Here is a 21,193-nt window from a genome sequence, read left to right on the forward strand (position 1 = left end):
GTCATCAAAACAAAGGAATTGAGGCATAAAGCGGCTATTTTACGATATGTTTTTATACGTTGCAAATGGTGGTTTTTGCTCAATTTATTTAAAAAAATGACTGAGTTGGCGTCCCAGTTTACTCTTCGGAATCTGAAGATCTATCCGAAATAACTTCTTTGAGCTCCTGCACTTCGATTTTCAATTCTCGAACTTCATTTCTTAACTGATGCAGTAATTCGTGTGTTTCGTGATGTGGCATCGGTCTGTGTTCATGCTGCATTGCACGTTCAATCTGTTCTTGCAGATGGATTTCCTGCTGTTTGGCTTGTCGATGTACCTGAGCTGCCAGTTTGCCCAAGCCCGCCTCTTCTAAATGCTCCGCTGCGAGATGCATTTTCTGGATGCGATGTTTGTGTTGATCAATATGCTGTTCTCGGTTTCGATGTGCATCATGAGAGTGATCGCGGTGGTGTTCACGAATTTGTCGGTGGAGTTTTTGTAATTGTCGTTCTACCTTTTCAACTTCTCGTTCATTTTTTGCTTGTCTTGCTTTGTTGAGTCGATCTTCCAGATCAAATTGCGTTTCATGATATTGCTCAAGAAACCTTCTATCCTGTTCATTGCTGTCATTTGGCGATGTTTGTGCATCGGCATGTGTTTCGGGGAAAAAAGATGAGTCCATTCGCATCCAGCAGACAACAAAAAGGACGATCAGGGCAGCAGCGAGAGTTGATTTGAGCATTTTCATTTCCTGTTTCTATAAGAGTTTAAGGGAAGACAGGTTATCAAATATGTAGCGTCATTTTGCGTTGCGATCGTGATACATTTAAAAAGACTATTGAGTCGAGAACTTCAATCTAATTTTTCTAAACGAAACGACAGCAGGGAGTGAAGACGAAAACTTCTCTCTCCCTTCAATTGGATCTCTAAGCAGAACGTTGTCGAACTTGTGCGCTCAACAGATTTTGATAATGAGGACAGGTTTCTACGAGAGTGTGATGAGGTCCGGTTGCAACTACTTTACCAGAATCCATCACAACAATGCGTGTTGCGAATTCAAGCAGGCTTTGACCGACAGAGTGTGTAATGATGAATACGGTTCGTCCAGGGGCAAACTCTTTTAGCGCTTTGTGAATCAGAATTTCACTTTGTGAGTCAATGGCCGATGTTGCTTCATCGAGAATCAGAATTTCAGGATCTCGCAGAATCGCACGTGCCAAAGCAATACGTTGCCTTTGCCCACCTGATAATTCATGCCCTCGTTCACCAACATTATAAAGCAATCCATCGGGGAGTTGCTCAGTAAACTGTGAAACATGTGCTTTTTTTGCAACAGCTTCTATTTCAATACGACTGGCATTAGGCCGACCATAACGAATGTTCTCGAGGATGGAATCATCAAACAACATCGTTTCCTGTGAGACGACACCGATATGGTTTCTAAGATCCCTTAACCGAATATCACGGGTGTCAATTTCGTTAATAAAAACACTGCCCTTATCGGGATCATAAAAGCGAGGCAGCAGGTTGACTAACGTCGATTTTCCAGAACCGTTTTCACCGACAACCAGTACGACTTCTCCCGCGGAAATTTCCAGATTCACACCATCGAGGATCGGTTCATTATTTCTTGTCGACTCTTTACGTTGTGCATAAGTGAAGTCGATCTTTTTGAAATGGACCGATTCCAGTTTCTGAGGAAAACGTTGAGGTGCATCAGCTTCCTTTACCAGTGTTTCGCGGTCAATGACCGAGAAGATGCGTTCCGCAGCAGCAATGGTTTTTTTCAATTTTGAATAGACGGATGACATTTTTCGAGCAGGATCAGAGATTCCAGCGAGCAAAGCGTACATCATCGAGAGAGTCGCAATATCCATGGGGGCCGAAGCCAGTTGAATCCCCCAGATCTCGGTTTTGCCACGCAATACAAGATAGGAACCGGGAATTAAGGCTATAAAAATAGCCATCAATCCCAACATTTCTGTTGTCGGGCTCGTTAATGAATCAATGCGGACAATACTTAATGCTTTTTTGAAATACTCTTTATTCTCATGATGAAACCGACTGCGGTGTTTTCGGGCGCCGTTAAACGCGATGATCACTTTTGAACTTTCAAAGGACTCCTCAAGCGTTTTATAGATCCGAGACATGCTTTCCATCATTTTTTGGCTGGCATGTTTCAGGGTCTTCCCAATTTTATAGAAGACAATTGCGATCAGAGGAGCAAATACAAATGAAAGAAGTGTCAAACGCCAGTTGACCATGAACGCGAAGATCATACAGGCCAGCGCTTTTAGGGGTTCACGAATGATTTTTCCACCCATTAAGGTCAAACCTTGCGAAAGTTGCTGCATATCAAACGTAAAACGCGACATGAGTGAAGCGGTTCCCTCATCGGATATACTTTGATAATCCAAGTCAAGAACTTTGCGAAAGCATTCCTTTCGAACTGACATCGTTACTAATTCTACGACGCCCCCCACCAATACATCTTGTGTGAAAATACAGAGACCTTTAACGAGGGTTGTCAGCAACAAAAGTCCCAGAATGAGTGCGAACGTGTCAAACTGGTCATCTGGAATACGTGTGATAATTGTAGATTGAATCCACTTGAGGGCTAATAACTTACGAGAGGCATTACTCAGTTTTCTTTGTTGCCGAGATTGGTCGCTAAGCAGATTGACTGGTGCTGTGGCCAGATCAGTTTGAGTGAACTCGTCTCCTGTGGAGTTGTCTGGTTGAGCCTCCAAATTTTGTGAATGAATTGCACGGGTGATATCTTTAAGTGCGTCTTGTTTCTCCTGAATGAGTTCTTCAGTGAGGCTGATTTCTTTTTGTACGTAACCGCTTAGACTTTCGCCCTGTAACAAGACTTTGACAACAAGAAACGTGACGGAGAGATTGGCGCCCCATAACAGGGCAACCAGAAGGGCAAAAAAGAAAGACACGACCAAACGTCTGCGAAACGGCCATGCATAAGATAGGATTCTGGTTATGTGATTCACAGTGTCTACTCGGGTATCTGAGGAAGATTATGTGCGTTAAGTCTATTTTAATAAATGGTTTATGGTCTTTGTCTGATTCCTGTATCGAATCCTCTCGCGTACACTTTCAGAGTGGTTTTGCGATGGAAAACGCGAATTAGACTAGGAAATGGAGTTCAGGTCCAGACGAAATTCTGGTACGTGTTGATATGAGCACTTTTTCAAAACCTGTCGTTGGAATCATTTGTAATTTTATTGCGAACTAATTGTTCATCGAATGTGTCTTGGGAGGGGTATTTCCTGCGGTTTGTGATATGCTGCAAACTTAAATTCCTGGCTTCGGTAAATCTTCTCTGCAATCCCTCCGATTGTATTCGGGCTTCTTTTAACCATTGATTGGATCAGTGTAATGGGAGACCCTTCCCTCAATACTCAAGATTCGCTCGTGCGGCCAGGAAGTCTGCGCGAACTGGCTAATGTTGCCGTTCCCCTGGTTTTGAGTTGCGGTTCACTTTCCATTATGCATGTGGTAGACCGGATTTTCTTAACATGGTGGTCTACTGACGCTGTGGCTGCAGCATTGCCTGCAGGGATGATTCAATGGACGGCTATGTCGATTGCGATGGGTAAAGCAACGTATGTAAATACGTTTGTTGCTCAGTATGAAGGAGCAGGTCAGAAGCAGCGCGTTTCGGAATCTGTCTGGCAGGGACTGTATATGGCTCTGATCTGGGGGGGAATTTTATTACTGGGAATCCCATTTGCTGGAACGTTCTTCCATTGGATTGGTCATGTCGGAGCCGTTCAGAAGTTGGAAGTTGATTATTTTTCCATCTTGTGTCTGGCTTCAGGTCCTGCATTAGTTTCAACAGTCCTTTCCTGTTTTTATACGGGGCGCAGCAAGACCATGGTTGTGATGTGGGTGAATCTTGCCAGTGTATCAGTCAACATCGTTCTGGATTACTGGTTGATTTTTGGTGCAGGTCCGATTCCCGAGATGGGAATCAAGGGGGCTGCCATTGCTACTGTTTTAGCAAATGTTTGCACGGTTATTTTTTACGCGGTAATCATCTTTGTAAATCATGAAGCAAAAGAATATGGGTTATTTAATAATTGTCGCTGGAATCAAGACTTATTTAAACGATTGATTCGCTATGGATTTCCGAATGGGATGCTTTACTTTGTCGATGTCGTTGGTTTCACATTATTCATCGTATTAGTTGGTCGAATTGGAAAGACCGAACTGGCAGCCACCACTATTGCCTTTAATCTCAACTCCTTAGCGTTTATCCCCATGATGGGGGTTGGGACAGCCGTAATGACGTTAGTGGGGACGAGAATTGGGGAACGCAGGCCTCAATTGGCGGTGACCACGACATGGAAAGCCTATGCGGTTTCCGCGGCATATATGTTGCTTTTCGCAGTCATCTATGTCGGGTTACCCGAGTTACTACTAAGACCTTACGAACCGAAAGTGATCACGGCTGAGTTTTTGGAAGTCAAGAAGATGGTGATTGTCTTGTTACGATTTGCCGCTTTGTTTTCATTTTTTGATGCAATGGCTGTGATTTTTGGTTCCGCAATTCGAGGAGCCGGAGATACCCGATTCTGCTTGTATTATTCACTTGTGACCGGCTGGGGAATCATGGTCATCCCTACATTTATCATCTGGATGTATTCAGACGAAAAATTATTTTACAGTTGGGCTGCTTGTACTTCTTATATAGGCGTATTGGGGCTGGGATATCTAATTCGATTTCAAGCAGGACACTGGAAGAAGATGCGGGTAATCGAAGATCACTTTGCGGACCCCATTTCTGAAGATAAAGAACGTCCGGCTCAAGAAGCATTAACTTGAATGTCTAATGGTCTGGTCATCAATAGGCTTAGATTAGCGGCGGAGATTCCATTTCTCCGTCGCATATTTTTCTACGACCAACTGATTGATCTTGTCTAACGGGAGTTCAGGTTCCGGTGCAGTGGCATTCCAGGTTTCAATGAAAGCCTCTTTCAGTTCTGACAGGCTGTGGGGATAGTTTATAACGAACTCAAGGTGATCGCGCCCAGATCGATACTCTGGTTCCCGTTCTGGGCTGATCAGGTAGCGGGGAATACGATCAAGATCAAAGTCATAGAGAATCGTACCATGATGTAAAAGCGTGGTAGTCAACCAGCGTTGAGAATTGCCAGAAAACTTTTGCCCTTGAACAGTTAAATCACTGATACCCTGAATTTCAATTTTGGATTCCGGTTTTCGCTTGTTTAACGAAACACAAATCTGTTCTAAGATTTCTCTAGTCGTCGCTTCAATGCCGATGAGATGCTGGTTAGCTGTGATTCGTAGAAACAAAGAATAGATAAAACACCCTGGACCGAGTAAAACAGTACCACCACCGGTACAGCGTCTGAGAATGGGAATTTGGTCCTGTCGACAGGCAGCCAGATTCACATTGGCAGCAACCTGGTTAGAACTACCCAATACAACCGTGTATTGATCAACCTCCCAGATTCTGAGACAGCCAGCGGAGTCCTGTTCGTTGATTTGATAGAGTAGACTTTCATCCAACGCCAGATTTTCTGCAGGAGTTGGTAAGATTGTCTCAGAATAGTGGCAGTTTAACGGAAGCATATCAGAAGTTTAAGGTGCGTCCATCAACGGCCAACGCAGCTTCTTTTACTGCCTCTGCTAATGTGGGGTGGGCATGGCAGCAGCGTGCGATGTCTTCACTACTGGCTCCAAACTCCATTGCCACTGCACATTCAGCGATCAAATCTCCAGCGCGAGGGCCGATGATGTGGACCCCGAGAACACGATCTGTTTGTTTGTCAGCCAGCATTTTGACTCGACCTTCTGTTTGTCCCATTGCTCGTGCGCGGCCGTTGGCGATAAACGGAAAAGAACCTTTTCGATATTCAACTCCCTCTTCCTTGAGTTGATCTTCTGTTTTTCCCACTGCAGCAATTTCTGGATTCGTATACGCGACGCTCGGGATCGTGTTGTAATTGACGTGCCCAAAGCCCGTCACCAGATGTTCGGCAAAGGCGACACCTTCATCTTCGGCTTTATGTGCCAGCATCGCGCCGCCAATCACATCACCAATGGCAAAGATCCCTTTTACAGAAGTTTCATAGTGTTCATAAACGGGAATGAATCCGCGTTTGTCTACTTCAACGCCGACATTTTCCAGACCCAGTTGATCTGTATTGGGACGTCTACCCACAGCGACCAGAACGCGATCACAGCGAACCGGTTTACTATCAGCAATTTCTACATCGCAGGTCTTTCGATTTGTTTTTACACCAGTCACACGGCAGCCTAGTTGGAATTCCAGTCCCTGTTTCTCAAAGATTTTTTGTGCTTCGTTAGCAATTTCGCTGTCGGTTGTTGGTAGAATTCGATCCAGATATTCCAGAATCGTGACTTTGGATCCCAATCGACTCCAGACTGCACCGAGTTCCAAACCGATCACTCCACCTCCGATGACGACGAGATGCTTGGGAACTTGCTCGTATTTCAGAGCTTCAGTGCTTGTTCCTACACGATCGCCGTCTAATGTGATACCAGGTAGTGTGGAGGGTTGGCTGCCTGTGGCGATCAGAATGTACTTTGAATCGAGTTCGTTCACTGTTTTGCCATCATCTACTTTCACTTTTCCAGGAGCGATGAGAGTAGCATGACCTGTATAACGCGTAATTTTGTTTTTCTTGAAGAGAGAGCCAATGCCTCCTGCCATTGTTTTAACAATGCGGTCTTTTTGTCCCAGCATTTTCGCGAGGTCGAGTTCTAACGAACCCACGTTGATACCACGGTCTTTGAAACTGTGTTCGGCTTCTTTGTAAAGTTCGCTGGATTCCAGAAGCGCTTTACTGGGAATACAGCCGACACGCAAGCAGGTACCTCCCAGCATACTTTCCTTTTCGATACAAGCAACATTCAAACCAAGCTGGGCAGCACGAATTGCAGCAATATAACCACCGGGACCAGTACCGATTACAACCAGATCGTGGTTCATGTTCAAATTTTCCTGGTGTCGCAGGAAACCTTTCAATGCCTTTGAAATGAGCGAGTGATTTTTAGACTTCCATCAACATTCGTGTTGGCTCTTCCAAAGCTTCCTTGATTCGCTTAAGAAAGACAACTGCTTCTCTGCCATCAACGACACGGTGATCGTAAGTCAGTGCGATATACATCATCGGGCGAATCACGACCTGGCCATCGATTGCAACCGGACGCTCCTGAATGCCATGCATTCCTAAAACACCACTCTGGGGTGGGTTGACTATGGGAGTTGAAAGCAAAGAACCATAGACGCCTCCATTGGTGATAGTGAATGTCCCACCCTGGAGTTCGTCGAGGCTGATTTTATTGTTGCGTGCACGTTGGCCGAAGTCACTGATCTTGAGTTCGATTTCAGCGAAGCTGAGTCGTTCCGCATTTCGCAGGATCGGGACTACCAGACCTTTACCACCACCGACGGCTATTCCGATGTCATAATAATTCCGGAAGACGAGATCCGTTCCCCGGATTTCTGCGTTGACTTGGGGAAATAAATTCAAAGCGTCGACAACGGCTTTAACAAAGAATGACATGAAGCCGAGCTTGACATCGTATTTTTTCAAAAACATTTCTTTGTACTGTGACCGCAATTCCATCACAGCTGACATATCCACTTCATTGAACGTGGTTAACAAAGCAGCATTCGATTGAGCTTCCACAAGCCGTTCCGCAATTTTTTTACGGATAGGACTCATGGGAACAAATTCTTCTTCGCGGAAGGTGCCATTCTCAGAAGCAGAAGAACCTTGGAAATTGAGTGCATCTTCCTTCAGGATGCGACCGCCGGGACCAGTACCTGTGAGGTCAGATGGTTTCAGCCCTTTTTCAGCCATGACCCTGGCCGCAGCTGGCATAACGCGTTCTTCGGAACTTGTGGTGGCTTCATTGCTTGTTGAGGGAGCAGAGACGGATTCTGACTTTGCGGGAGTTTTGGCAGGTTCGGGCTCGTCGACTCCTGCCGGGCGTTCGGCTTCTTCAAGATAACCGATGACTTCACCTACGGACGCAGTTTCTCCCGGTTTTTTCAGGATTTCGACTATGTTACCATCAAGGGGAGCTGGAACATCAAAGGTCGCCTTATCGGTCTCTAGCTCGACAATTTCACTATCCTGCGCGACCCATTTTCCCTCTTCGGCATGCCAGGCGCCTATCTGAACTTCGGTGATGGACTCACCTACGGAGGGAACTTTAATTTCAATAGACATCGGACACAATTCTCCAACCGAGTCATCGGGAAAACGTATTATTCTAGACTTTCGCCAGACGTTTTTCTACTTTTCGAGCAGCAAAAGGGATTATGACTTCTAGGTAATGTCAGCACAATTCCCGTGTGTATCGAAGATGATAAACAGAAAAAATATTTTGATTTTGAAACTGAAGACAGACAAAATTCGGCCTGGACAGCTCGCTAAATAAAAAGAACGCTGGCCTATTTATCGGCTTTTCAGCCAGACCAGCGCTCAGATAATTTTACCTGCGGTATTAACCGAAACAGACGTAACAAGTCTTATCAGTTGTATTGCTTGAATCAGGAAGATTTGCCTGGAAAACGATGCCCTTTGGCCTTCGTATCGATACGGTAAAGCGAAGTGCGTGCGGTAATGAACAGGCTTGAGTTATCTTTCCCTCCGAATGTGACATTTGCGGGTTTTTCAGGAACTTCAATGATTCCCAGCAGTTTTCCTTCTGGTGAGAAAACCTGCAGGCCCAGGCCTGAAGTAATATAGAGGTTTCCCTTCGTATCAATTGTAAGGCCATCTCCCCCTCTACCCGGTTCTTTGTATCCTTCCTGCTGCTGCAAAGTGCAGAAAACGCGCCCTTTGCCGATCTTTCCAGGTGCAGTGACGGGATAGGCCCACATTTCCTTCTGCATACTGGGAATGACATAGAGCGTTTTTTCGTCAGGAGACAGAATCACGCCGTTGGGAGCCTTGAGATTGTCAACGAGGCGTGTCACTTTTCCGTCAGCGGCTCGATAATAAACAGCGGTTTTTCCCTGAGGAAGAGGTTCCGGGGCCCGGTAGTGCGGATCAGTAAAATAAATCCCACCTGTACGGTCAACCACGAGGTCGTTTGGCGCGTTAAATCGATTGCCTTGGTATTCCGTAGCCAGAGGTGTCACCTTTTTGTTTTTCAGATTAATACTTACAAGACGCCCATCCATTTCACACGCCAGCAGATTATTGGCACCATCCAGCATCAGACCATTGCAATGATTTGAAGGTTCCAGAAAAACGGAGAGCTTTCCTTTTGAATTGACCTTATAGATTTTGTTATCGGGAATATCAGTGAAGTAGAGATTTCCTTTCAAATCAAATGCGGGTCCCTCTGTAAATTTAAAATCGGTAAAGAGTTTCACCGGTTTACCCACAGGGCCGATGCCTGGAATCTTTGAGTCTTGTTCTGCTAAGGCATGAATTGACATCAGTAACAGAGTTACTGAAACGATAGTCCAGTTAAATAAGTTTCGCATCAAAGGCTCCTTGGATAACGAGGCCAGTCTAAAGGGGGAACACAATTATCCTCTATTAGAGCCTGCTTACCCTATAAAATTCAACCATCTAAAGAATCGGAATGCGTTATCAGTAGAAATCAGGTCTCGCATGCAGGAAACTGGCTGATGAGAGATAAAGACACGAATTGCCTTTACAAATGAATAAATAAGTGACAGAAGAAAGTTAATCTAGATGGATGCCGTCCGGCTGCTCAAACAACTCATTTCCATCCCCAGCGTGAATCCCATGGGGCGCGCGGTAAAGGGTGATATCTATTTCGAAGGTAAACTGACTCAGTTTTTATGTGACTATTTTGCTGAATTGGGAGTGGAATATGAATCGATTGAAGTCGTTCCCGGTCGAAATAATGTCATTGCACGTACCAGTCTGAAGCCGGGGCGACCAACGATTCTAATGGACGTACATCAGGATACCGTTCCCGCAGAGGCGATGATTGTTCCCGCTTTTGAAGGTACCGAGAAAGAGGGACGCATCTATGGACGGGGCGCCTGTGACGTCAAAGGTGGTATGGCAGCGATGTTGATGGCATTTACGCGTCTGGTAAAAGAGAATCCACCTGATGCAGCTAATGTGATTCTAACCTGCACTTGTGATGAAGAGGCAACAGTGCAAGGAATCAATCATCTTGTAAAACTTTGGGAGAAACCTTCTGGTCTCAGTCAGATATTGACAGAGCCGCCTGATTTAGGATTAGTCGCTGAGCCGACAATGTTGGATATTGTCGTGGCTCATCGGGGTGCGACGCGCTGGAAAATCAAAACCACAGGGAAAGCCTGTCACAGTTCTCAGCCTAAGGATGGGATCAATGCCATCTACCGAATGGCTGATGTTTTGCAAGCACTACAGGAACATGCCGAAGAATTATTGCAAAGAGAAGCCCACCCTTTATGCGGTCCGCCGACATTGAGTGTCGGCGTGATTGAAGGCGGGGAGAGTGTCAACATTGTGCCTGACAGTTGCACGATAGAAATTGATCGCCGTGTGATTCCGGGTGAAGATGGTATTGATGTAATGAATCAGGTAGAAACATTTCTCAAACAGAAACTGCCGTTCGAATTTGAAATGCAGCCTCCCTGGATTACCGGTGTTTCTCTTTCTGATCATAATAATGGCGAATGGAGCAACCAGTTACTCTCTGTCATCGATTCGGTAGAATCTGGTCATAAGAAAGTAGGCGTTCCCTATGGCACACATGCCGCGCGCGTCAATCAGGGAGGGGTACCCGCGATGGTGTTCGGCCCCGGTTCCATTGCGCAGGCACACACAGTTGATGAGTGGGTTGAAATCGACCAGCTATTGAAGGCCGAAGAAGTTTATTTTCAATTCTGTGCGAACGCAGGCCGTATTGAATAATAAGATGAGCAAGTCGAGGCAGTCTTTTCTGCATATCAAGCCCGTGTAGGGTGCGAGCCCGCACCCTACTCTTCCCGCTTGTTGCGATTGGAACGAATTGCAGCAAGCTCACTCTTTTTTGTAATCTCAAAAAAATTATCTTGACAGTCAATACCTAGAGCGGCTATATATTAGATGTGTAGTTGTCCTATGTATTGGAGTAAATACGATGAATCCTCAATTATTTGCAGGCACCTTGGAGATGCTCATTCTGGAATTGGTTTCCGAAGGGCCCACGTATGGTTATGAAATTACGCAGCAGGTAACCAATCGATCGTCGAATGAATTTGAGTTGAAAGAGGGGAGTCTTTATCCCGCATTGCATAAAATGCAACGTAAAAAGCTCCTGAAATCCTTTTGGAAAGAGGTCGATGGTCGACGGCGTAAATATTATGAGTTGACCGTACAAGGGCAAAAAGTCCTTAATGAGAAACGCCAGGAATGGAAGCAGTTTTCTTCCGCCGTTGATCGAATTTTAGGAGCACAAAGTGGTTTGGCCTGAAGTCAGTATCGAAGATTTTCCTCCTAGACGCGACGATGAACCCGCGTCATTAAGGCAGGATATACTTGATGAGCTGACCGATCACTTTGTTTGTGCTTTCAATCGCGAGTTATTAAAGAATTCGGACGAGCGTTTAGCTCAAAAACGTGTAATCAAAAAGTTTGGTGACCCTGTTAAAATCGCTCGCCAACTCTGGTTTGATGCAATGAAGGAGAGAATTATGTCTCAACGAATTATGACCGGAATTTCAGCTGTAATGGCCGTTTGCAGTATCGCTGTGGTTGGTATTGCCTGGATATTAATGCGAGACAGTCAGTTGGTAAATCGTCAGATGCTGGACCAATTGGCGGTGATAGCCGACAGACCTCAGGCTGATTCCACAGTTGTCAAAAGTTTGCAGAGTACCAATGAAGCTATCGTACGCGAGTTAAAAGTCCTGGCGGATTCGCAACGACCATCACGACCAGTAAACGAATTGGGTATGTCAGGAATGATGGGAGCGATGGGTGTGGGCGAAGGTGAAATGATGGGAGGTGGTTTTGGTATGGAATCAAAGCCGGCTGAACCCTCCAATATTAACCAGCAAATTTTGAAACAATTGGAGCAACTGAACCAAAAACAAAATAATCAAGAGAGTTCTGCTTCTGAAGGAATGAATCAAATATCGTTTCAACTGGTTCAGGATAACAAAGACAAAAAACCAGCCGTTGGCTTTAAAGGTATTTTGACAAAAAATGGTAATCAAATGGAATCGTTTTCTTTAGAGTCAGTAAGTACTAAAACCGGTAAGCTTGATTTTGGTAAACTTCCGTGGGGACAGTATTATTTTTATCTAAATGCTCCTTGGGGTGAAGTATGCCATGTACCGAGCATTACAGTAATTCCAGGAAGGGACTATACCCAGACGATTGTTTGCCCTGTAGCATCACCTCTAGAAGTACCTGTCCAGTTTAAAGTCAATTGGTCAACAAAACAAAATTCGGAAGATTGGTATTTACTGTGTGACTTTCGTGAATTAGTACATGTTGGTTATGGTCATGTATTAAGAGAAACAGCAAACGGTTTTTCATTCAACAGTACGCGTAAACTCGGTGATGATCTTTGGACGACTATTCAGAACCAACAACAGCAACCAAAAGGCGTTTATCTAATTAGTAGTGATGATCAGGTGAGTCTATGCCCCTTAGATCGAAAGGGGTATTATGAAAATATTGGTCCAGATTCTCTAGCTGAGAAAACTTCGATCAACATATTACAGGGGCAATATACTTTACCTCTGATATATTTGATTCCGAAAAAATATTTGAATAAGCTTTCTTCTTTAAATAAGTCAGCATCATACGATGTATTCAATTCGGTAAGAAAAGAAATAGTTAGATACGATCCATACCATAGTGAATCTCGAGGGATGAAATCTGGAACCTTTGGAGTTCTTAATACAGCGATCTTGATTCCTTCTCTCAATATAACGGATCCTATGCTGAATGACTCGTTTGGTAATTCTAAGAATGTGGCTGGAATTCAACTGCCACGTCGATTGGAATTTACTGCATCGAAGGATCAAACCAATCTCTGGGAAATCGAGCTACCTGATTTGAGTTCTCTTACTTCGAAAATTGATTCATCCAAAAATGTTCGATAATTGGAGCACACTGTTCTTTTATGATGAATCAATATTAAGGAACGCAAAGTGGTTTGGCCTGAGATTAGTATCGAGAATTTTCCTCCCGAGCGCGACGATGAGCCCTCCTCGCTCAGGCAGGATATTCTCGATGAACTGACCGATCACTTTGCCTGCGCCTTGAACAGAGAATTATTAAAGAACTCGGACCAGCAATTAGCACGAGAGCGTGTAATAAAACAGTTTGGTGATCCAGTTAAAATTGCGCACCAACTTTGGTTGGATGCTATGAAGGAGAAAATCATGTCCCAACGAATTATGACTGGTGTCTCTGTCGTGATGGCGGTTTGTTGTCTTGCTGTTGTGAGTATTTCCTGGATGCTATTCCAGGAGAGTCAGAGAATGAATCAGGAGTTACTCTCTCAAGTGGCAGCGATGGTTGATCGACCTGTGCCAGCCGCGACGACGACGATGGATCCGCAATTTCTAAAGCAGATGGAAATACTGTTAGAGAAGCAAGCGACTCAGGCAAATTCTGGTTCGGAAGAGATGAATTCGATTTTGTTTCAACTGGTTGCGGAAAGCAAAGAGGGAACACCATCCGCTGGTTTTAAAGGGTTTCTGTCGAAATATGAAGGTCAACAAATAGAATTTGCTGTCGATGCAGTCAGTGATGCAACGGGAAAACTGGATTTTGGAAAGCTCCCTTGGGGCAAGTATTATATGTCATTGCATGCCCCTTGGGGAGAAATTGTTGATTTATTTCAGATAACAACAATCCCCGGGCGAAAGTTTGAACAAACCCTCGTCTGTCCTGCAAAGGCACCAGAGGATGTTGCGGTGCAATTTCAAGTCAACTGGCAGAACAAGCCAGCGGGGGAAGAATTTTATCTGTTGTGTGATTTTCGATCTCAATCGTTCAACCGATCCAAGAAAGTGAAAGAGTATAGCTTGAGTTCATTCCGAGAATTAGGAGATCGTTCTTGGGTCTATTTACACGATCTAAGCCTAGAGTCCAGGGAGAATGTGTATTTGATTGAAGTTAAAAATAACCGAGCGACTCCCTGTACTCTTAATGCAGACGGGAGTATTGAAAAGATCAATTTGGAAAAATTGGTCTGGTCACCGACCGTTGAAATTTTGGAAGGCCAGTATTTGGCACCAGCGATATATTTGATACAGAAGAACGAACTCAGTCAATTAGCCGAGATCAATTCTATGGAGTCGATAAAAGTTATACGGTTTAAACAGAACGGTTTTGAGATACCGGAAGCCAGGTATGGGTTACCATTTGCTGGATTGATTGTTTCGCCATTTAAGAGACTCGAAATAGAACCATCAATGGTGGTGGACAAGACCCCTACAGAACTGAAGCAGATACATGGACTTCTTAAATATCCTGTCACTAAGACCTATTCTGCAACAAAGAAGAATCAACCCAATGTCTGGAAAATTGATATTCCAGATCTGTATCCAATTACTCAGGAATCTGGTTCATCGAATAGTGCCCTGTAACTGGAAAGAGTTTTGTTCCCGACTTGCCGATTTGCTGGCAGCTAACTTCGTAGACGAATTTTTCTTTGAGTTCGTTGACTTTCAGGCGAACCGTTTTCTGATCATCGGAAACAGTCACCTTTTCCACTTTAACTTTATAGCGGCCACTGTCGGGGCTGGCGTAACTGCCGCTCCAGACGCGTGTGTAGCCGGCGATGGTGTAGGCTTCTTTATTGGCTGCTTTCTTCACATCGATGGGTTTGAAAAACTCGAGTTCAAAGCCATCGGGAGTGGCTCTTAATTCTTTGATACCGTTCGGGAATTTTCCGTTTGGTGTCAACTTGGTGATTGAGCCGGTATTCTGGCCACCGAGCCAACCGCTGTCGTGGATGCTGCCGACATAGATATCCCCAGTTGGGCTAACGGCAACTGACATGGGACCGGTGAAATTTTTCTCATCGGGAGGTACGTCGGCCCGCGTGAAGTAATATGTAGCTCCTTGAACGGTATCCCCCACTTTCTGTGTCGTGAAACGAATCAGTAAACGGTGATTGTATTCACAGCCCAGACCATGATCGAAAAGAGCCGGATTGGGGAACTGTTTCGGAATACACGTCAAGCCGTTAACGCTGCGCGTCCAGGGATGGGGCACTTGAATCGCGGCTCTTGTCTCTTTCAGATTCTGCTTAGTGCGTAAATCAGATTGACTGGGCACGCCATAGGCTTTACCAGACATCAGGAAATTAATTTCGTTAAAGGTATTTTGCACTCCCTGTTGATCGGAAACGAAAATTTCGTCTTTGGAGTTGATGCCGAGGCCGATGGGATAGCGGAAGGCGTGTCCCAATGGTTCAATCTTACCATTATAACTGATCTTAAGAATTTTACCTCGCCAACGAATCTGGTCATCGGGGCGTTGCATTTGTGAATAGTCGCTACCTAAGCCAATATAGAGGTTACCTTGACTGTCGCGTATGCACCCCGTGGCCCAATCGTGATAATTATCGTTTAGCCCCCAACCGGTGGCGATGACCGAACGTCTGTCAGCGCGACCATCTCCGTTGGTATCAGAAAGCCGTAACACCTCGGGTTTGTGCGAGACTATTAAATCGGTTCCATCGGTAACAATCCCGAAAGGGGCAGAGAGTCCTTCTTCAAACAGTATCATTTGATCTTCCACGCCATCCCCGTCGGTGTCTTTTGCGAGAAAGACGTCACCTTTCAGGGAGGTGAAAGCGAGTGTGCCATCATCGAGCCAGGCGAAAGCAGTCGGCATGATGGATCGGTCCAAGGGGAGACGAACGCCATCAAAGCCGGGGGCACTGGTGACTTTTTCGAGTGCAATTTTAGGCTTGGGTTTTGTTTTGACTTGCAGCGCATCTGCCTTGAGATTGCAAAGGTAGTCTAGTGTCAATGATTCGTGTCCCGCAGAGTCGCGATTCATTTTAACATATTCGTGTGAATTATTGTCGCTGATATGCATCCACTTGGCTTGTGGGTTTTTCACTACCGAAATTTGTGGATTGCCAATGCTTTTTGAAAATCGGATACGTCCCACATAGAGTTCGTATCCCTCAGGAAGATGACTGGCTTTGATGGTTCGTTGCCAACCCGATTGATTTTGTTGTTCAGGAAGTGTTTTATAAGTATCTGAAACTTCAACAGTTGTTTTTTGATCGTTTACTTTGAAGGTGAGCTCATAATTGAGAGTTATCTGGTTTCCATCAGAGTGATAGCTGCGTAATGCCCCTGCCAGGCCATTTTGCAGATGCGGGTAAATGACCGACATTGGTTCTTTGCCTGATTTCACTAAGGCAAAGTCGTTGCCTCGTTCATAGCCGGAGACAATGGGGGAACCCGCCATGTCCCAATACCAGCTTTTGCCTTCGGTGCGTTGACGCGCTAAATCTCCTAGTGTCCATTGAACCAGCGAAAAACGATCCAGATCGATCAGCAGGTTATGACCGTTATCAAAACCGATGGCAAACGCGCGGGCCACATACCCGCCGCCGGTTTCTTTGGGATTAGTAAAGACATCACGTACGATGCGCGCCGGTTCGCCTGCCGCTACAGTGAGGAACTGTTCGACAACGGAGGGGTTGGTAGGAACCTTGAATTGGGGATCATTTAGACCCAGCCAAATGGCGTCCAACTGACGGTTGATATCGCCCCCCAGTACTTTGGGAACGCTCTTTTTCAAGGCTGGCATCTCCATGCCGGGAACAATTCGCAGGGGATTATGTACCCAACGCAGGAAGTATTCTTTCCGCATCCGTTTTCCCAGCATCAGCAAGTCGGAACCACGCGTGCCTAACGCAACGTTGCGTGGTTTGTAATCGCCGAGTACATGACAGGAGATACAACTGAAACCTTTGGCGCCGGTAATGGTCTGGCCGGCGATGAGTAGTTGTGCCCGATTCTGGTCAGAAGAGTCGATCATAAAATCAGGTTGTCGTGGTCCGTCATCAGGGACACGGTCATGCGAAACGAGATAATCCAGAAGTGCTTCTTTGTCTGCTTTTGTGTGTTGAAAACGCGGCATGCGTACGTGCAGCCAGGGCATGCGGATCGTTTTTTGTTCGCCACTGACGGCCTCCGAAAGTGCCTCTCGTTTGAGTTTATCTCCTACCGCTGTCAGAGCAGGAGGGATCATTGCTTCACTCTGTCCGGCAAGTGCGGGATCGAATTTTGCCATTTGTCCCGCAATTTGGGTAATGCCTTCATGCTTGTCGCGTTCGTGACAGTAAATACAATTCCGTTGTTCCAGAACGTAACGACCGCGGTCGAATTCATTCTCCGAGGCCAGTTTTCCATAGCTCGATTTGAGGTAAGCCTCAACAGCGTCTCGGTCAATTGTACGATAGGCGGGGCGTCCTTTGGCCAGATCTGGAGTTTCAGCCAGACAGGAGTTCTCCCAATTCTGAACTGGTTTTGAGAGATCCACAACGGTCTGTGTAGGTTTATCGATGCCAGGGATCGTATGGCAGGCAGCACAGCGAGCTTGAGCGATCAGTTTTTTTCCATCGGCAATCAGTTTCTTTTTGGTAGTTTGCTTTTTGCCGACGGGAATTTTTGTCTGTTTCAGTTCAGAAAGCGCGTATGCCAATTGGCGTCGTTCTATTGAACTCAGCTTGATTACCGGCATGCGATGATCTTTGTTTAATTTCTGAGGATCCGACAGCCAGGTATAGAAAAATTTTGTGTTGCGCTTCTCACCAACGCTACTCAGGTCACCACCGCTAAAGGGTTGTTGGTTGCCTTTTCCATCAATCGTATGGCAGGCCAGACAACCGACCGAACGCATCAGAATTTCTCCGGAACGCCGTTCCTCATCGCGGGTCGGAACTTTTTTTGTCTTTTTGTCTTTTTTGGGACTGGGGATTTTTTGAAGCTTTGCCGTTTTTGAATGGGCGGAAAGATAGGCGGCAACTGTTTCTGCTTCCTGTTGGTTAAATCCAAAGAATGGCATTTTCGCATGTGCGGAAACAGAATCGTCATTCTGGATTTTTCGAATCAACCATTCCGGATTCAGTGCCGTTGCGACAGATGTCAGATCGGGTGCAGCGGGGCTGGTTAACTGGTGGTCCCGTTGATGGCAGCGATTACAGCGATGGGCATCGAAATGAGTGCGACCACGGGAAATTTGCGCGACCTCTGGATTTCCCTCTTCCCGATAGAGAAGATTTGCCTGGATCGGTTCCAGTCCAAACAGGTTCGAAGACCAGAATAATTGGACACGCGCCTGAGGAGAAATCTTTTGATAAGTGACTTGTAGCTCAAACTCACCAAAGTTCTGATCGTATTTAGGGCCGACGATCCAGTCGGGAGTGTCACGTTTGCCTTCCAGAACTGTTTCGCCGTCAATTTCAACTTTGATTTCGCCTTCAAGGTAAGCGGAAATCTGATACTTACCTGGCTGCTTTACCAGAATCAGACTGGTCCATTCTGCAGAAAACTTGTCTGCAGAAAGTTGAGGCAAAGGTGCTTGCTTGCCCCAGTTAAAGGCGATATCGGAGTCGATCCGTTGAATACGTTTCTCTCCCACCTGATAGGTTGCCAAAAGCCCCGGTGGATAATCGTCTTCTTCGGGATCGATTTCTTCAGCTGCCAGATTCTTCCCCGTAACCATGAGACAGAGACAAAGAAGCAGAAATCCGGTCAGCTGTAGAGGAACACTCAGCCTGGAGGCATGGTTGGGGTAGTCGATCATAGTGAGGCAGGATTCAGTGTTGAAAGGAGGTTTGTTAACAATCCGAAATTATTCCATTGCGAAAAAAAATCAGCCATTCGTTATTGTTCGAATGGCTTTTCGTCTTTGGCGTTGGCGCCAAAAGCAGCGCGGAGTTCGTTTGCTACTGATGCGACTGTTTTGTTTGGTCCTGTCAACTTGAGAAAGTAATATGCTTTCCCTTCGACAGCCAGAATCACACCGAGCATACGTGAGTCGGGAACTGGAGTTGTTTTTCTTAAAAATGGAGGTCCAATTGATTTGTTATAGGTGCCCGAAAGATCGGCGAATACATATTTACCGAGTTTTGATTCGCCCTGAGTCACTTTCACTTTGCGATCTTCGTTTGCAGCGAACTGTCCTACCCAGCGATTGACATTTGCAGCCATTCCGCCACCCGTACCACCAAAAGAGGAAACAACCAACTCGGCTGGTTCTTTATCACCTTTTACTGCTGGAATTGTAAATTGCGCCAAGCGAAGCTTATTGGAGGGGGGAGCACTTTTCCAGTTGGAGGGAATTTTGAGCGTGATGTCTTTGATTTTGACATCATTAGCTTTTTCAGACTTCTCTTCAGCACGCGCTGTGCAGGCATAAATTGCCAGGGAAAGCCCCAGGACGGAAAACAGCACTCTTCTGAATGTACTAGGCGAGATCATAAATATCCTCGGATTGAAATAAGGAGTTTGAGCGTTTGACTATAGGTAATTGTCCCGCATTTCACACGGTTTTTCAACTCGTTGGTTCAAGAAATGGAATTTGGTATCAAATATTGAAAAAGTTAATTATGTTGTACATGCATGTTGATAAAAGGCAACACAAAGAAGAATGATTTTGAAGGTATTTCGAGGCAGGATTTTGTGAGAGAAGAACTTTAATCGGCAGAAACACAACGGTTTTTAGCCCAATTGCGCAGTTCTGCAATGCGTTCTTTCATCAAAATGGCTAAAGGTTTCGTTTTCTGAATTTCGGTAGCGATATGTCGATCTTCGAGCTCCGCATTGTCAGAGAATGCAGCAAATAAACCAGACATGACTGCTTGTTCAAGTTCAGAGCCGGTAAATTCATTCGCCATCGCTGCCAGAGAGCGGATGTCGAATTGATCAGGATCCCGGTTTCGGCGTTTGAGATGGATACTCAGAATCTGTTCACGAGAGGCAGTGTTCGGGAGATCTACAAAAAAGACCTCATCGAAGCGTCCTTTGCGCATCAGTTCCGGAGGCAATGCCGAGATATCATTGGCCGTCGCGATAATAAATATCGGATGGCGATGATCCTGCATCCAGGCAAGCAGGGTGCCAAACATCCGCTTGGATAATCCGCCATCCGCTGAAGAGGATGCCGCCGAGGCAAACGCTTTTTCGATTTCGTCGATCCATAAAATGACGGGCGCCATCGATTCTGCCTGCGACAAGGCCTGACGCAACTGGCTTTCACTTTCGCCAATAAATTTTTGGTAGAGCATTCCGGGATCTAATCGAAGCAAGGGCATACTCCAGTCAGAGGCAACCATTTTTGCACACAGGCTTTTTCCGGAACCGGGAACACCCAGCATGAGCACTCCCCGAGGAGGTTCGATTCCATATTCTTGTGCTTTTCTGGAATATCCTCCCCGACGAAGTTTCAACCAGTCTTTTAATTTATTGAGGCCGCCGACCTGATCAGATTTCACATCGACGGCGATAGATTCCAGGCAGCCTGTCGAACCTAAAAGAGTTCGTTTTGCTTCAATGACATGTGGTAAGTCGTTGGCGTTTAAATCATTGTCCTGCAAAATCGCGGAACTGATGACTCGCTCGACTTCACTGCAACTGAGCCCTCGCATGGTTAGCACCAGTTGTTCCATGTCTCGCCGAGTGAGTGTGGCGGTGATTTCTGCTTGACTCTCTTTTCTGATTTTATTGTAGGTCTGTTTTATGACGGTAGATAATTCATCTGTGGTTGGCCATCCCAATTCATAGCGTACGGTAAACCGTTTGATTTCATCAGGCAGCGGGAATGCATCTACGAGGATCAATGTGGTTTTGCTATTCTGGCAGGTTTCCATAAGATCGCGCAGCATGCGATTCACAATATTGTCTCGACAATAGGCACCGAGATCTTTAAAAACGAAAATCTGATTCTCAGCATTCATTTGGATATAAGCGAGAGTCTGTTCCGGTTTGCCAGGAGGGACTGACGCAGATTTTAGAAGAGAATCTTCAACTTGGCACAGACCATTTGTTGCAGACCATTCATAAAGTGGCTTTTTTAAATCCGTTGCGACATTTTGAATCGCTTTCAACGCCCGCTGTTCATCGAGTGTTTCAATAGAAATAAATGGATTTCCCGAACGAATCATGAGTTCTAATGAATTTGACATCTATTTTACTTCCTATGAAGTAGGAATATTTGCAAACGATAACGGGAATCTGAAG

14 protein-coding genes are annotated in these 21,193 nt (G+C 45.5%); 5 read left to right on the forward strand and 9 right to left on the reverse strand.

All coding sequences use genetic code 11. The features are described from left to right. Window positions 1–118: 118 nt before the first annotated feature. On the reverse strand, window positions 119–724 hold the full coding sequence (locus V144x_RS07885) for a hypothetical protein (protein ID WP_144983862.1): 606 nt from the start codon (window positions 722–724) through the stop codon (window positions 119–121). A gap of 184 nt (window positions 725–908) precedes the next feature. After that, window positions 909–2,930 carry an ABC transporter ATP-binding protein gene (locus tag V144x_RS07890; protein ID WP_197998817.1) on the reverse strand — a complete coding sequence of 674 codons (2,022 nt, stop codon included), beginning with the start codon at window positions 2,928–2,930 and terminating at the stop codon, window positions 909–911. A 445-nt stretch (window positions 2,931–3,375) separates the two neighbouring features. Between V144x_RS07890 and V144x_RS07895 the strand changes: the two genes are divergently transcribed. Then, complete coding sequence (locus V144x_RS07895) at window positions 3,376–4,824, forward strand: MATE family efflux transporter (protein WP_144983868.1); 1,449 nt, start codon at window positions 3,376–3,378, stop codon at window positions 4,822–4,824. 33 nt (window positions 4,825–4,857) lie between these two features. On the opposite strand, the gene V144x_RS07900 is transcribed toward V144x_RS07895, so the two are convergent. The 4 genes from V144x_RS07900 to V144x_RS07915 form a co-directional block, all read right to left on the reverse strand. Beyond that, the gene (locus tag V144x_RS07900) at window positions 4,858–5,595 is read right to left on the reverse strand and encodes a lipoate--protein ligase family protein (RefSeq protein ID WP_144983871.1); all 738 of its coding nucleotides are present in this window, start codon (window positions 5,593–5,595) and stop codon (window positions 4,858–4,860) included. Between the two features lies 1 nt (window position 5,596). Continuing rightward, window positions 5,597–6,979: a dihydrolipoyl dehydrogenase gene (gene lpdA, locus V144x_RS07905; protein ID WP_144983874.1), complete on the reverse strand. Its 1,383-nt coding sequence runs from the start codon at window positions 6,977–6,979 to the stop codon at window positions 5,597–5,599. A 61-nt stretch (window positions 6,980–7,040) separates the two neighbouring features. Continuing rightward, window positions 7,041–8,228 (reverse strand): 2-oxoglutarate dehydrogenase complex dihydrolipoyllysine-residue succinyltransferase, encoded by a 1,188-nt coding sequence (odhB, locus tag V144x_RS07910; protein WP_144983877.1) that lies wholly within the window; start codon window positions 8,226–8,228, stop codon window positions 7,041–7,043. A 323-nt stretch (window positions 8,229–8,551) separates the two neighbouring features. Beyond that, the gene (locus tag V144x_RS07915; RefSeq protein WP_144983880.1) at window positions 8,552–9,496 is read right to left on the reverse strand and encodes an SMP-30/gluconolactonase/LRE family protein; all 945 of its coding nucleotides are present in this window, start codon (window positions 9,494–9,496) and stop codon (window positions 8,552–8,554) included. Between the two features lie 214 nt (window positions 9,497–9,710). Here V144x_RS07915 and V144x_RS07920 point away from each other — a divergent pair, with 214 nt between their 5' ends. The 4 genes from V144x_RS07920 to V144x_RS07935 all read left to right on the forward strand — a co-directional run bounded on the left by V144x_RS07920 (window position 9,711) and on the right by V144x_RS07935 (window position 14,569). Continuing rightward, window positions 9,711–10,892 (forward strand): M20 family metallopeptidase, encoded by a 1,182-nt coding sequence (locus V144x_RS07920; RefSeq protein ID WP_144983883.1) that lies wholly within the window; start codon window positions 9,711–9,713, stop codon window positions 10,890–10,892. Window positions 10,893–11,100: 208 nt separating this feature from the next. Next, window positions 11,101–11,433 (forward strand): PadR family transcriptional regulator, encoded by a 333-nt coding sequence (locus tag V144x_RS07925; protein WP_144983885.1) that lies wholly within the window; start codon window positions 11,101–11,103, stop codon window positions 11,431–11,433. After that, window positions 11,420–13,075: a DUF1700 domain-containing protein gene (locus tag V144x_RS07930; protein ID WP_144983888.1), complete on the forward strand. Its 1,656-nt coding sequence runs from the start codon at window positions 11,420–11,422 to the stop codon at window positions 13,073–13,075. Before V144x_RS07925 ends, V144x_RS07930 begins: the two co-directional genes overlap by 14 nt. A gap of 48 nt (window positions 13,076–13,123) precedes the next feature. After that, window positions 13,124–14,569 carry a hypothetical protein gene (locus V144x_RS07935; RefSeq protein WP_144983892.1) on the forward strand — a complete coding sequence of 482 codons (1,446 nt, stop codon included), beginning with the start codon at window positions 13,124–13,126 and terminating at the stop codon, window positions 14,567–14,569. Here the strand turns inward: V144x_RS07935 and V144x_RS07940 are convergent. The 3 genes from V144x_RS07940 to V144x_RS07950 all read right to left on the reverse strand — a co-directional run bounded on the left by V144x_RS07940 (window position 14,532) and on the right by V144x_RS07950 (window position 21,138). Next, entirely contained in the window at window positions 14,532–18,758 is a 4,227-nt protein-coding gene (locus tag V144x_RS07940) for a DUF7133 domain-containing protein (protein ID WP_144983895.1), read from the reverse strand. The genes V144x_RS07935 and V144x_RS07940 overlap by 38 nt on opposite strands. 80 nt (window positions 18,759–18,838) lie before the next feature. Beyond that, entirely contained in the window at window positions 18,839–19,435 is a 597-nt protein-coding gene (locus V144x_RS07945; RefSeq protein WP_144983898.1) for a hypothetical protein, read from the reverse strand. 215 nt (window positions 19,436–19,650) lie between these two features. Next, window positions 19,651–21,138, reverse strand: a complete 1,488-nt coding sequence (locus tag V144x_RS07950; protein WP_144983901.1) for an AAA family ATPase — start codon at window positions 21,136–21,138, stop codon at window positions 19,651–19,653. Window positions 21,139–21,193: the final 55 nt, after the last annotated feature.

This window comes from Gimesia aquarii (assembly GCF_007748195.1).
GTDB lineage: Bacteria > Planctomycetota > Planctomycetia > Planctomycetales > Planctomycetaceae > Gimesia > Gimesia aquarii.